Consider the following 14,960-nt stretch of genomic DNA (forward strand, 5'->3'; position numbering starts at 1 on the left):
CTCCTGAAAGCACAGTTTTTTATTTCCTAAGAAATGTTGATTGATCATCATTTTTTGTATTAATTTTCCATATAGGCGAGATCGCTTTCCCTTCGAAACGGTCTTTTGCGACAGTGTACCAATAATATTCTTGATTTGGCTTTAACCCTTTCCATTCAAAGGTTGCTTTTTTACCACTTTTCACACCTTTGACTTCTCCAAGAAGAACGTTTGTGTAGACATTCAATTCAAAATAATTGGTTTTAACGGATTTCATTTTTGGTGTTAAATCGACATCAATTGAAAATTCATCTTGATCTCCATACGTTTTTGGATCATAAAAATGTTCTTGATTCAAGTAGGGTGAGTATGTGGTGAAATGAAGCTTATTTTTTTCTTGATCCGCAGTGATCAGCCGCATAAAACCTTGACCGCCTTCAGGACCTGACTGGTAATCTGCAAGGATTTGATATACTTTTCTGTCCACTTTTCCATCATGATCATCGTCAATCTCATCTACTTTTCGACTGGCTCCGTGGTAGTGGCCACTAAATACTGCGACAATATTCGGGTGACGCTTTACCACTTGATGGAAGATCAAATCTCCAATTGGGCTTCGATTGCCGCTCACTAACAAATACTCATGGAAATTTAAAATGACAATGCGATCTGGATGTTCAGAAATGACTCGATTTAACCAGTCAATCTCATTTTGCTTGATCCCCCAGCCCATATACACCATCATATAATCATTGCCACCAGCAGAGATAAGATCATAATGACCTCGATTGTTTTGATAGGATTCACCGTAATATGGCTTGTCTTCAAAGCGTTTCGCTCCAAAGTATCTCCCATATTCCCTATAATGGCCGTCTTTGTGTCTGACATCATGATTACCAGCTAATACACCGTAAGGAATCTGATGCTGATCTAACACACGCATAAATGTATCGGCACGATTCCATTGCTTATCCTTTGAATCATCCACAATATCACCTGTATGGAACACATATTGAATATTTAATGGGTCCCTTTGATCTCTGATCCACTCGACCATTTTTTTGAAGATATGAGGATAACTTCTGGCATAATATTGAGTATCAGACATCCACACCATCTTATAAGGCTTTAACGTCTGACTGATCTCATCTTGTACAAGCAAATCAAACGTTTGATTTTTCATATACTGTCTGACTGACAGCAGCCCTTTTAGGTAAAATTCCTTTTCATCCTTGGCAAAGTGATGAGTGATTTTATCCCACTTTTCTTGCTGATGATTCCAAGCGTACATCGTTACCTTTCTCCCTGATAATGAGCTTCCTTTCCATACAGCCTCGACAACATCCTTTTCACGTACATCGTGATGAACCTTGATTTGAAAGCGATGATAAGGAAAATGCTGTAGATCTTTCGTTTCCACTGATTTACCATCAGCAAATGCAATGCGATTTCTTTCTCGATCAGAAAAAATCATTTCCCCTGTTTCATTTAAATGTTTTGGCGGCTCTGTTTCCGCTGCATATTTGAAAATCTTCATGGACGGATGCAGCGATGTATATTGATAGGCACGGTAAAAGGAGTAATCTAACTGATCATTAGTAGGATCATTGGTTAGCACTGTTTGCTTAGATGATTCCTTTTTTGTCCTATCTGACACTCTCTCTGGCGTTTCAGGGTGTTCATGTACCGTCTTAAAAACCTTTTTCAAAGTTGATTTGTTTCCAGCGGCATCTTTTGCTTTTATCTTCAATGTGTGCTCCCCAGGTTCTAATTCGCTAGAGGACGTTTGATAAGGCAAAGAGATCGGTTTTCCATCTAAATATGCCTTCATCTCCGCTATGTCACTCCAACGATCCGTTACCTTTGCCTTTAACGTAAAGACGCCTTTATATTGGTCATTTGCCTGTATATTACTCTTGATTTTCGGACCCGTGTTATCGACTTTCACACGTACAGATTGAGATTCGTCTGCGGTTTTAGCCTGAACAACATGTACTCCTTCTTTCAGCCTTCTTGTATCCCACTGAATATAGCTTGATGCATATGCTTGCTTCGGGATTTGAAACTGAAATGCTCTCACCTTCTTAGCGCTGCCACCGTCGCCCATTTTCCATTCCTCATGCTGGCTCGCATTTAGAGGCAGAATTTGAGTTCCATTCGATAAAATCATCTGGACATTTTTCAATTCAAAATCATCGTGATTTTCTCCAGGAAATCGGTCAAACGGCGATGACTTCGTCCCAGCATGGAATGATATCGTTTGTGGACCTGCCTTTTCTAAGTGTTTTTCTGGTATTGGTATCGTATAGGTGCGATACACTTTTGTCGAATCATCAAAAATGGAAAGTAAGTGCTTACCTATAGACACACCATTCTTAAAATATAAATTTGTCCCTTTGACATCAAATGCAAGATATGGATCTGCTTCAAGTGCAGGGAATACTTGTCGAATCGGTTTTCCATCTATCATTAATTTTATGCTTTTTTTCTGATCTGCTGTTGCTTTTAAGTGAAATACGCCAGAAACCGTATCTCCTTCTTCTACATTCAATCGAAGGCCGTGAGCTTTGCTTACTTGTTCCACATCAATTGTTTTTTTCATTGTCATTGCTTGATTTTCGCCGTCAGACGCTTCAATCTGATATTCCAATCGATCTTTACCGATGAGCTCAGGTGAATAAATAATATAGTGAAACAGCCGATCATTATGATCCTTTTGAAGCAGCACCTCTTTAAAATCTTCATGACGATTGGTTCGATATCGCAATTTGACCGTTTTGACGGACTGATCATCCTGCACATCTGCCCTCATTTCAATGCCTTCAGTTGGTTTTATCGGTTGATTGTCTGTCATATCTTCGATCACAGGTTTATGAACATCTTGTGATATTTCTTTTTTTTCAGTTGGAATTTGTGCTTTTAACACTTTTCCGGGTGTTGGCTCTTCCTCCACTTTCGAGATCAGCTTCATTTGTGTCGTACCATCCATTGGATACTTGAACAGTAACGATCTGTGCTCGCTAAACAATGAAGGCCTTAAACGATAGGATGCCGACGATACCTCTTCTCCTATATTTGTTGTGATAGAAACAAGGCGGGATTTAGAATTGGACAATCCTTTACTCTCAATGACCGATAGTTGCTCGCCCTCTTTTAAATGGCTTTTGTACATCGCATTAAAGTCCGCTACCGTTAAATGCTCCTGCCCTTTTTTTCTAAGCCAAAATACGTACGGCTTTCCAGGAGAAATGGTGATAGGACTTGTGTGAAATGAATATATATCATCCATCTCCACGCCTTGCGCTGGATTGCGATAGCGAAGCTGGTAATGTCGAAGTGAAATGGGTGCATGTGTTGTGTTATACACCTCGATGAATTCAAAAGCATCCTTGCCTTTGCGGTTTTTTGAATTCACGACGATTTCTGTCATCAATAGCTCAGGAATTTGTGAGAGATCCTCTTCAAATCCGTTTAAGTGAACTGCTTGTTCGGTTGTTTTGATGACAGACTTCTGCGTCAGGAATTCTGTATAGTAATGAACTGTTGGATTCCACAACTGATCTGTCGGGATTTTCGCTGTGAATTCTGGTTTCATCCCCGGTAATCGTTCCATTGGGATCAATCGATATCCTAGTTCATCACTCTGTTTATAGTACAAGTTTGCAGACAAAATTTGCTCTGACTGACTAATAGATGCCCTAAATTGAAGATCACGTTTTTTTCCTTGAACCGGACGGACATCTACTTGAAATTGATCAAAGATAAAAGGTGAAAAGGGCTTATTTCGTATGTTCACTTGTGTTTGTGTCAAAGATCCTGCTGAAGCAGGCTGACTGAAACAAAAAAGAATGCTCAAAAAAAGCAAAAGAATGATTTGTCTGCTCACATTCACCATCGTGCACCGCCTCCCTTCGGATATTGTGTCTCCTGAAGACGGTTTTTATGACAGATGGAACGGGGAAACGATATAAATTCACACAAAAAAACCGTTAGCTTTTTTTCGCTAACGGTTCCACGATTCCTTTCTGTATGAGCAGATGGAAAATGGATAAAATGACAGCCATCCAAATGGCCGTTCCAAACCCATCAATGTTAAAACTATCTCCCATAAAGCTTGAGGTCATCATCAGTGTGATGGCATTAATGACAAAGAGGAACAATCCTAGTGAAAGTACTGTCACTGGCAGCGTTAAAATGATCAAAAACGGCTTCACTAAAATATTGAGCAAGGACAAAATAATACTTGCTACAATCGCTGCGCCAAAGCCTTCAATATACACACTACCAAGGCCTGGCAGAATGCCTGAATCAAAATATCCAGCAATGACGATTAAAAGTAATGCATTGACGAAAATACTAACGATCCATCTAAGCATTTAGTTAGTGCCTTCTTCCGGAACAACAAAATACCAGATGAAGTAGATCAAGAAGATCGGCATAAATGCTGTCATAAATCCGATGATCACCGTTAAAATACGAAGCAGGGATGCATCGACACTTAAGTATTCAGCAAGTCCACCGACAACTCCCGCTATTTTTTTATCTGTCGCTGAACGATAAAGCTTCTTCATGTAGAATCACTCCTTGTCTGATTGGTGCTTTACTTGGATTGAGCCTGTTTTTGTTTCTGCAAAAATGGATATATTGTGCTCCGCCTGTTGATTGGCTTTGATCATTTTCTCTTTTTGCAACGTTTCATTTTTCTCTTTAATCATATTTGCATCAAGCAGCTCATGAGAGATCGATCCGAGATTGCTTTTCAGCTCTGCAGTCACTGCACAAGCACGCGGAATCTGAACGTCCACACTGCCTGTTGTCGTTTTTGCATAGATCGAACGGCATTTCTCATCTGACAGCTGAACAGCAATGTTCCCATTGAAGCTCTGTGCATCAATTGATTCACTTTTCCCGCGCAGGTCAATGAGCCCATTAATGGTTTCTACTTCAATCATACCACACTCGTGATCAGCCAGTTTGATTTGTCCATTTGCTGTTTCAATTCCGACTTTTTCTGCTTGTAAAGAGGCAAAAGAGACGACGCCATTTGTTGTTTTTGCAGCCAGTTCTTTTGTCTTTAGCTTTTCCCCGCGAATCGGTCCATTAAACAGTTTGACTTTGATCTTATCGTATTGGATACGTGGTACATACAGGGTGACATTGACCTTCATGGTCTTCTTTTCAGTTCGGATAAAAAATTTGTCCCCTTCAAGCCCGCAATCCAGATGTTGAAGAAATTGCTGTCTTGCCTGCTCTCCATCCTCTGCACGGTAAATTTTCGCATGACACTCTGCCCGAACATCCCCATCATCCCAAGGCATCAAATTGAGACTGCCGTTTGCCAATTGAATATCTAAATGAGACAGTGCTGCGTCTTTGAATTGAAAAATGTGTTCAACGTCGACGGACTGTCCAAAATTCAAATCAAGATCTACATCTTTGACCTTTTTCACCGCCGAATCTAACCATCCAAACAGCTTTGCACCGAGGTTTTCAGTACCAGTTCCTTTATTCTCTGTGCCAGCTTTTTCTTCATGAAAGGTATGATCAGCCGGTGATTTTTCTAGTGAAATGGACTGATTTTCTTCTAGTTTTTCAAGCAGCGTAATCGCTTCTTTTGCAGATAATGTCCCGTCTTCTACTAATTTTAAAATGCGTTCTTTTTCATTCATACAAAGCCCTCCTACGATTTGATGGATTGAAGCACTTTAATACCTTGAATGATATTCCAAATGACAGAGATCAAAAAGCCAATGGCGACTAAAAAGGACAAGATAAGTACAGTGAACACTGGAACGAGTGAGTCGCTTGCCTGTGTCGTCAATAAAAAGGGGATAGCTCCAAAAACCAGCAGCACACACGCTGCGACTGGCAAAACATGTGACCACAATGCACGCAGCGAATGCCGTTTCGTTTCCTTTTGATCCACTACAAAATATGCCACGATCGGTACAATAAACGGCATGAAAAATACACTAAAATAACAAATAGATGCAATGATCGACTGATCTCTGTTCATATATATTCGCTCCTTCATGATGAAAATTCCTTTCTAACTCATACGTTTATGGCGTATAAAAAGTTTCAAACTCATTCGATTTACATATGACCTTAGACACAAATTATTTCTTTTTGCACCTAAGTGTAGATTCTTCATGGATTACCCTTTAAAATATGTTGAAAAGATGGTGATTATCATTATAGGGGGTAATTATTTTGACAGATCATCATAATGCTAACCACACGGCGCAAACGCTTTTAGACCTTATACAGAAACAGAAAAGCATGAACAGCGATATGATCAAGGAGCTAGAGGCCATTCATCCGTCTCATCCGAAGTATGGTGATATCCGTTATTTAAAAGTACTGCTCGATAGTAGCAGCACTCATATTTTAAAGGATTTAACGCACCTCAGTAACTTAATGCCAAAGGAAGATGTGCAATAAAAGGAAAACCCCTCTTTCGGAGGGGGTTCAGATTGTTGACAAAGGGCTAAAATGAACTTGATTTTAGCCCTTTGTCTTCTTTTCAGCGTGATAGAAAACCTTTGCAGTCTAGGAAGGACGAGTACTGGCGCGGAGCGAATTTGACATTCGTGGAGCACCGGCACGCAGGACTGACAAAGAATGCGAGGGTTTGTCTACACGCTGAAACCCCTCTTTCGGAGGGGTTTTTCTTTATGAGGATGTCACACTTTCTGTTTCTTTGACTAACTGTTTCATTCGCTCACGATCACGCTCTAAAATCGGTTTTAAGTATCGACCGGTGTAAGAAGCTTCTTCTTTAGCAATTTGTTCAGGTGTTCCTGAGGCAATAATCGTTCCTCCACCAGCACCGCCTTCTGGTCCTAGATCAACAAGGTAATCGGCTGCCTTAATAATATCAAGGTTGTGCTCAATGACCAATACCGTATCCCCGTTTTCGACCAAGCGCTGGAGCACTTTTAACAACCTAGCAATATCATCCACATGAAGACCGGTTGTCGGTTCGTCTAAAATATACAAGGATCTTCCGTTTGAACGGCGGTGAAGCTCAGATGCCAATTTCACACGCTGCGCCTCTCCACCAGACAATGTCGTGGCAGGCTGCCCAAGTGTAATGTATCCTAATCCAACATCAAAGATCGTTTGCAGCTTCCGCTTAATTTTCGGGATATTCTCGAAAAATTGAAGTGCGTCCTCTACCGTCATTTCAAGCACATCGGAAATATTTTTCCCTTTATACGTGACCTCTAACGTCTCGCGGTTATAACGTTTCCCGTGACACACTTCACAAGGCACATATACATCAGGTAAAAAGTGCATTTCAATTTTAATAATGCCATCTCCACGACACGCTTCGCAGCGTCCACCTTTCACGTTAAAGCTGAATCGCCCTTTTTTATAGCCTCGTACCTTCGCTTCATTGGTTTGCGCAAACACATCCCGCACGTCATCAAATACACCTGTATACGTAGCAGGATTGGATCTTGGTGTACGGCCAATTGGAGATTGATCAATATCAATGACTTTGTCTAAGTGATCCATTCCTTTGATTTCTTTGTGCTGTCCTGGCTTCGCTTTTGCTCTGTGCAGTTTTTGAGCAAGGGATTTCAATAAAATTTCATTCACAAGTGTACTTTTCCCTGATCCTGACACACCCGTCACAGCGGTAAAGACACCTAAAGGAAACTTCGCATTCACGTTTTTAAGGTTGTTTTCTTTTGCCCCTTTAATTTCAATGAAGCGGCCGTCAGGCTTTCGTCTCTCAATCGGAAGCGGGATGAATTTCTCACCAGATAAATATTGTCCAGTCAACGATTTTGGGTCCTTCATGACTTCTTCTGGTGTTCCAGCTGAAATCACTTCTCCTCCATGAACCCCTGCACCTGGTCCAATATCAATGAGATAATCAGCGGCAAGCATCGTATCTTCATCATGTTCTACGACAATCAGTGTATTTCCGATATCACGCATGTTTTTCAATGTCCCAATCAACCGGTCATTATCCCGTTGATGCAGACCAATCGATGGTTCATCTAAAATATAAAGAACGCCTGTCAGTCTTGATCCGATTTGTGTTGCCAAACGAATCCGCTGCGCCTCCCCGCCTGATAATGTGCCAGCAGACCGGCTTAATGTCAGATAATCTAATCCGACATTATTTAAGAAGGATAAGCGCTCTTTGATTTCACGTAAAATGAGCTGGGCAATCTGCAAATCTTTCTCAGACAACTCAATTTTCTCATAGAAATCAAGGGCATCAGATACAGACAAATCGGTCATTTCTCCGATATGTTTGCCATTGATGAGAACCGCAAGCGTTTCTTTTTTCAGGCGATATCCTTTACAGGTCGGGCATGGCTGATTGGCCATATATTTTTCCATTTGCTCCCGGATATAATCGGAGCTCGTTTCCTTGTAGCGCCGTTCAATGTTACGAAGCACACCTTCAAACTCGATTTCATTTTCACGGACCTGGCCAAAATCATTTTCATATTTAAAATAAATCAGCTCAGAGCCGCTACCATATAAAATTTTATCAAATAAATGCGCCGGAATATCTTTTACTGGAATATCCATGTCAATTCCATAGTGTGTACATACGGCCTCAAGAAGCTGCGGGTAATATTGTGAGCTTTGAGGCTCCCATGGGGCAATGGCATGCTGACGTAAAGTCAAATCCTTATTCGGAATCACAAGCTCTGGATCTACTTCTAGTTTAGAACCAAGCCCATCACAGCTTGAGCAGGCACCGAAAGGGCTATTAAACGAGAACATTCTCGGCTCAAGTTCCCCAATAGAGAATCCGCAGTGCGGACAAGCATGATGCTCACTAAATAACAGCTCCTCTTGTCCAATCACATCAATCATCACACGACCTTCACCAAGTCGAAGTGCCGTTTCAAGAGAATCAGACAACCGTGCAGCCACGCCTTCTTTCACGACAATTCGATCAATCACCACTTCAATGGAATGCTTTTTATTCTTTTCAAGCTCGATCTCTTCTGACAGGTCTTCCATCTCGCCATCAACTCTAACTCGAACGTAGCCCTGCTTCCGAATTTGATCAAGTACTTTCACGTGTGTTCCCTTACGTCCAGATACGATCGGCGCAAGCACTTGCAGTTTCGTTCGTTCTGGATACTCTAAAATACGGTCTGTCATTTGCTCAATCGTCTGTGATGTAATTTCAATCCCATGAATAGGACAAATCGGTTTTCCGACTCGAGCATATAATAGACGCAAGTAATCATAAATTTCTGTAACAGTCCCAACAGTTGATCGAGGGTTCCTGCTTGTCGTTTTCTGGTCAATACTAATCGCTGGAGAAAGTCCTTCAATCGCATCTACATCTGGTTTGTCCATTTGACCGAGAAATTGACGTGCATAGGCTGACAGTGATTCAACATACCTGCGCTGACCTTCTGCATAAATGGTATCGAAGGCAAGCGACGATTTTCCCGAACCAGATAAACCTGTAATGACCACTAGCTGATCGCGCGGGATATTGACATCAATATTTTTAAGGTTGTGGGCTCTTGCCCCTTTCACCTCTATTCGTTCCATAGCCATCTGGCATTCATCCTTCCGCTTTTAGCTCTAGCAATAGATCTCTTAATTCTGCTGCTTTTTCAAAATCAAGCGCTTTTGCTGCATCTTTCATTTCCATCTCGATGTTTTCGATCACTTTTTCTCGTTCTTTTTTGCTCATTTTTGACAACTTTGGTGCTGCTTTTGTTTCGTATTCTTCTGAATCCTCATGTACTTTTGTTGCCTTGATCACATCTCGAATCTTCTTATGAATCGTTTGCGGAGTGATACCAAATTTCTCATTATACGCTTCTTGCTGCTCACGTCTCCGCTTTGTTTCTTGTATGGCAATGTCCATTGATTTCGTCATATTGTCTGCATACATAATAACCCGACCTTCTGCATTTCTTGCAGCACGGCCAATCGTCTGGATGAGGGATCTTTCTGAACGTAAAAAGCCTTCTTTATCCGCATCTAAAATCGCCACGAGCGACACCTCTGGAATATCCAAGCCTTCTCGAAGAAGGTTGATCCCTACAAGCACATCATATTTTCCTAGACGTAAATCACGAATAATCTCAATCCGCTCTAGTGTCTTAATTTCTGAGTGCAGATAATTGACCTTGATTCCGATTTCTTTCAGATAATCTGTCAGATCCTCAGACATTTTCTTCGTTAAAGTCGTCACAAGCACACGCTCATTTTTCTCAACCCTTGCATGAATTTCCCCAATTAAGTCATCGATTTGTCCTTCAATCGGACGGACTTCAATGATTGGGTCAAGCAAACCGGTTGGACGAATAATTTGTTCCACAACCTCTGGCGTTTTCTCAAGCTCGTATGGGCCAGGTGTTGCGGATACATGCACAATATGGTTAATGTGCTTTTCAAACTCATCAAATGTGAGTGGTCTATTATCAAGTGCTGACGGCAGACGGAATCCGTGATCAACAAGCACTTGTTTTCTTGCCTGGTCCCCATTGTACATGGCGCGAATTTGCGGGATGGTCACGTGTGACTCATCGACAACAATCATAAAATCATCCGGAAAATAATCAAGCAATGTGTAAGGTGTTGAACCGGGCGGACGTAAGGTGAGATGTCTTGAGTAGTTCTCAATCCCTGAACAAAAGCCCATCTCTCTCATCATCTCAAGGTCATACCTTGTCCGCTGCTCAAGACGCTGTGCTTCAAGCAGTTTTCCGTTTTCACGAAGCTTTTCCAACTGTTGCTCAAGCTCTTTTTCAATATTAATAATCGCTTTTTCCATCTTTTCTTCTCTTGTGACGAAGTGAGATGCTGGGAAGATAGCAACGTGGTCACGATCACCGAGAATTTCTCCAGTGAGAGCATCTACTTCACGAATACGTTCAATTTCATCACCGAAAAACTCCACTCTGATACAATGCTCATCTCGTGAAGCAGGAAAAATTTCAACGACGTCTCCTCGAACTCTGAAGGTTCCGCGCTGAAAATCTATATCATTACGAGAATACTGAATATCCACAAGCTTACGCAGCAGTTGATTGCGTTCAATTTCCATTTCAGTTCGTAAAGACAGCACAAGCTCTCTGTATTCTTCAGGAGAACCTAAGCCATAAATACAGGACACACTGGCAATGATGATGACATCTCTTCGCTCAAATAATGAGGATGTGGCGGAGTGCCTTAGCTTATCGATCTCATCATTAATGCTGGCATCCTTTTCAATAAATGTATCAGTTTGAGGCACGTACGCCTCAGGCTGGTAATAATCATAATAACTCACAAAATATTCAACAGCATTATTCGGAAAGAATTCCTTAAACTCGCTGTATAATTGTCCGGCAAGTGTCTTGTTATGCGCAATGACAAGTGTTGGTTTGTTCACTTCTTTGATCAGGTTGGATACAGTAAAGGTCTTTCCCGTACCTGTAGCACCTAACAGCGTTTGATGCTGTTTCCCCTGATGGATGCCCTCCACAAGCTTTTCAATGGCTTTTGGCTGATCCCCTTGGGGCTGATAGTTAGAAACTAATTCAAAGCGGTCACTCACATCAAAGCCTCCGTTTCGTTACGAAATCTATCTAATGAATATATTATCATAAAAGAACACAAAAATACGAACTAAAGTTCGTGTCTGACTTGATTTTTATTTCCAATACAACCATACCCTCTCTGCCGTGGCTCATAACCCTCTAAAGAAACCTTCCTTTCAGTATGGAACATTTTGGAGCGAGATATTCGATCAGCAGAAAAACCACAAAAAAGAAAGCTGCACTCACTAGAATCGTAAGCACAGCTCCTGCAATCAAAAATATTTTCTTTTCATCAAGAGGGATCACATCAATGATGTTTTTCAGCCTTCTCTCTTTTTTCGACTTCTTTTTTGGCCATAAACAATGCCCCGGCCACTAAAGAAATAATATCTAATCCTACGATAAAGTAGGTTTCTGTATAGCCTTTCATATACGAAGCAAATAAAAGCGCTGCTGTTAATGCAATGCCAACGTAATGATTATAAGTAACCTTTGAAAATAAAATAACGAGCAAGAAAGGAAAAACAAGTGCAAATATGGCTTTTGTAATCACAAAAACCCTCCCTCTACATGGTCTACTCCCTTGATTATAGTAAAGATTGGCATAATGAACAATTCACAGTTTTCAATTTCAGCTTTTTTCTTCTCGGTTGAAGACTTTTGATATAGATGAGGAGGAAAATTAGTGAAAACGTCCCCTTTCTAAAGATAGGTCTTTACGTCTTTGACAGTTACATCCAATAAATTCTATGATGAAAATGATAGTGCGCACTATCATTTTAAAAAATAAAAAGAGACAAATGAAACCATTGGCTATTTGGATAAGGGGGCATTCCCATGTATTCAGTATTATTTCATGCGGCTGAAGAATCCGCATCACTCGCAGGGGCAAAAGGCGTGAATTTAATTAAATTAAACAATCACGGACTGCCAGTTCCAGATGGATTTATTATTAAAACGAACAGCTTTGCAAGCTTTCTTTCATATCACAATTTCCATCCAACTGATCAAAATCTTGCCCGAAAAATCACAGAAGCTTCGTTTCCTTCACAAATGGAGACAGAATTACTTTCATCATTTCAATCATTGTTGAAAACATATCCGTCCGTTGCAGTGCGATCCTCTTCTGTTGCGGAAGATCTCGAAGGCGCCTCCTTTGCAGGTCAATACGAGACCTATTTAAATATCAAAACAAATGAAGAATTCTTGCAAGCCGTCAAAGAATGTTGGTCGTCTTACTTCGCAGCAAGAGTCACAGAATATAAGGAAGAAATGATTGAGAACGAGGAAGAGATGCCGCTCATGGCTGTTGTTGTACAAGGATTGATCCATTCTGACATCTCTGGTGTCATCTTTAGTGAGAATCCTGTATCAGGAAAAACAAACGAAGTCATGATGACTGCAAGCTATGGACTAGGAGAAGCCATCGTCTCCGGCCTTGTGACGCCAGATACATTTATTGTAAACAAAGAAACGTACTCTATTGAAAAATCACTAGGAACAAAAGAAGTGCAAATTGTCCCCTGTCAAGAGGGCGTCGTTGAACAACCCGTAGGTGAGGAGATGGCTGGCCAATTTTGTCTTCGAGATGATCAATTGATCCAAATCACGAAAATGACAAAACAAGTAGAAGAACTTTATGGACATGGAGTAGATATCGAATTCGGCATGTCAGATGGTACTTTTTATTTACTTCAAGCAAGACCGATTACTGCTTCTTTTTCCAATACAGCAAATGGCTCCTCAGGTGCAGCCTTTCAAATGAAACCTGAAGAGCTGCAAGACTTCTGGATCTCAATGGACGATCATATGCCTGGACCCACAAGTCCTCTTTTTTCAAGTTTGATCATACCTGCTTTAAAAAACGGGATGAAGAAAAACGGAGAGAAGTATCAAGTACCAGACCTTAATATTAAAGATATCAAGCTTTATAGAGGTCATTTGTATTCTTCACCGTCTATGCCAGAAGCGTCAGAGGAACCAGTTTTTGACGAGAGCCTATTCGAAATGTTTCCTCGTTTAAGCGAAAGAATGTATCGCATTTTAAAGCAAAACTTGTTCCCATTATACGAAAAACTTGATCAGCAAATCACTCAACCGCTAACAATTGAGGAAGCCATTAATGGCTTTCAAGAATTAAAGGAGATTTATCTAAGAGCGTATGACGACCATTTTGATATTGTCATACCTCAAGTCATTCTATCAGCGATCATTGAAGACATGCTTGTCACATATACTGGGGATCAAACACAAGTCGTTCTGCTGCATGAAATGATGATAGGTGTGATGAACAAGTCTCTTGAAACAGATCAAAAGCTATCTCACTTGGCAAAAGACGTTCTTCAAGATTCCGAGCTTCTTCAGGCATTTAAAGATCATTCAACGAATGCTGAACTATTATTTGCCCTCAATCACACAGATAAAGGAAAAAACTTCATTTCCGACGTAGAAGCTTTTCTCCAAGTCTATGGTTGGCGGTCTGTTAAAAGCCATGATTTCACAGAGGAAACATGGGTGGAAAATCCTGAATTTGTCTTGGACATCATTAGAAACAACATTCGGTATCAATCTGATTTTGATGAAGAATTTGCACAAGCCGTGATCAAAAGGCAAGAAACGTATGAACAGTTTATCAGTCAAGTGACAGATGAAGCGTTTAAAACAAAATTTGAGGAACTTTATCATTTTGCACTCCATGCAGCCAATATTCGAGATGATCATCACTTTTACATTGATGCCATGTTAGATGCAAAAGCGAGACTCTATCTCTTAAAAATTGGTGAACTTCTTGTTCAAAAAGGAGCGATCCCTCATCAAGAAGACCTTTGGTATCTTTACGATGATGAAGTACTCAATGCGCTCACAACTTCGACCACATACGATTCGATCATTCAGCAAAGAAAAATTGAAATGAAGGAAAATGAATCCATCCAACCACCAGCTTATACAGGAACGCCTTCTGAAGCTGAATTGCAGCAAGTAGAAAGAATGCTCGGTTCGCTAAGGGAAAATGAAAACAACACAGACGATGCAATCTATGGAATTGGTGCATCTAGCGGCATTACTTCCGGAAGAGTCAGAGTCATTACATCTGCTGATGAATTTTCACAATTTGAGAAAGATGACATTTTAGTTTGTAAAACAACGACACCTTTATGGACCAGCTTATTTAGAGACGCAAAAGCAGTCATCACCGATTCTGGCGGCATTTTGTCCCATTCCGCTATTATCGCTAGAGAATATATGATACCTGCTGTCTTAGGTACACGGATCGCAACTGAAAAACTAAAATCTGGTGACCTCGTGACAGTAGATGGAGCCAATGGGCGTATCCAGTTATTAAATCAGCATTCACGGGCATAGTCGTCACTGTTTGGATCATATTGGCGGTCACAGATTTTATCGGTATACTTACTTTGTTGCAAACACATTCATAACCTGAGGTGAGTATGC

The 14,960-nt window shown here is 40.8% G+C and carries 10 protein-coding genes; 2 read left to right on the forward strand and 8 right to left on the reverse strand.

Annotated elements, in window-relative coordinates; translation table 11 throughout:
* Positions 1–19: 19 nt before the first annotated feature.
* The 5 genes from NSQ17_RS16640 to NSQ17_RS16660 form a co-directional block, all read right to left on the reverse strand.
* Positions 20–3,874 (reverse strand): metallophosphoesterase, encoded by a 3,855-nt coding sequence (locus tag NSQ17_RS16640; RefSeq protein WP_342467608.1) that lies wholly within the window; start codon positions 3,872–3,874, stop codon positions 20–22.
* A 94-nt stretch (positions 3,875–3,968) separates the two neighbouring features.
* Positions 3,969–4,355, reverse strand: coding sequence for a phage holin family protein (locus NSQ17_RS16645; protein ID WP_007500042.1), 387 nt, complete (start codon positions 4,353–4,355; stop codon positions 3,969–3,971).
* Complete coding sequence (locus NSQ17_RS16650) at positions 4,356–4,550, reverse strand: PspC domain-containing protein (protein ID WP_008348183.1); 195 nt, start codon at positions 4,548–4,550, stop codon at positions 4,356–4,358. It lies immediately after the preceding gene.
* Positions 4,551–4,556: 6 nt separating this feature from the next.
* The gene (locus NSQ17_RS16655) at positions 4,557–5,648 is read right to left on the reverse strand and encodes a DUF4097 domain-containing protein (protein ID WP_058336966.1); all 1,092 of its coding nucleotides are present in this window, start codon (positions 5,646–5,648) and stop codon (positions 4,557–4,559) included.
* A gap of 11 nt (positions 5,649–5,659) precedes the next feature.
* The gene (locus NSQ17_RS16660; RefSeq protein WP_008348186.1) at positions 5,660–5,995 is read right to left on the reverse strand and encodes a hypothetical protein; all 336 of its coding nucleotides are present in this window, start codon (positions 5,993–5,995) and stop codon (positions 5,660–5,662) included.
* A gap of 197 nt (positions 5,996–6,192) precedes the next feature.
* Here NSQ17_RS16660 and NSQ17_RS16665 point away from each other — a divergent pair, with 197 nt between their 5' ends.
* Positions 6,193–6,423 carry a hypothetical protein gene (locus NSQ17_RS16665; protein WP_008348188.1) on the forward strand — a complete coding sequence of 77 codons (231 nt, stop codon included), beginning with the start codon at positions 6,193–6,195 and terminating at the stop codon, positions 6,421–6,423.
* A 231-nt stretch (positions 6,424–6,654) separates the two neighbouring features.
* On the opposite strand, the gene uvrA is transcribed toward NSQ17_RS16665, so the two are convergent.
* The 3 genes from uvrA to NSQ17_RS16680 all read right to left on the reverse strand — a co-directional run bounded on the left by uvrA (position 6,655) and on the right by NSQ17_RS16680 (position 12,060).
* Positions 6,655–9,531 (reverse strand): excinuclease ABC subunit UvrA, encoded by a 2,877-nt coding sequence (uvrA, locus tag NSQ17_RS16670; protein WP_144679146.1) that lies wholly within the window; start codon positions 9,529–9,531, stop codon positions 6,655–6,657.
* Positions 9,532–9,538: 7 nt separating this feature from the next.
* Entirely contained in the window at positions 9,539–11,524 is a 1,986-nt protein-coding gene (gene uvrB / locus NSQ17_RS16675) for an excinuclease ABC subunit UvrB (RefSeq protein WP_212359828.1), read from the reverse strand.
* Between the two features lie 290 nt (positions 11,525–11,814).
* Positions 11,815–12,060, reverse strand: a complete 246-nt coding sequence (locus tag NSQ17_RS16680; protein WP_008348197.1) for a CsbA family protein — start codon at positions 12,058–12,060, stop codon at positions 11,815–11,817.
* Between the two features lie 284 nt (positions 12,061–12,344).
* Between NSQ17_RS16680 and NSQ17_RS16685 the strand changes: the two genes are divergently transcribed.
* Positions 12,345–14,870 carry a PEP/pyruvate-binding domain-containing protein gene (locus NSQ17_RS16685; RefSeq protein WP_144679144.1) on the forward strand — a complete coding sequence of 842 codons (2,526 nt, stop codon included), beginning with the start codon at positions 12,345–12,347 and terminating at the stop codon, positions 14,868–14,870.
* Positions 14,871–14,960: the final 90 nt, after the last annotated feature.

The sequence above is a fragment of the Bacillus sp. FSL W8-0629 genome, assembly GCF_038593225.1.
In the GTDB taxonomy this organism is placed as follows: domain Bacteria; phylum Bacillota; class Bacilli; order Bacillales; family Bacillaceae; genus Bacillus; species Bacillus altitudinis.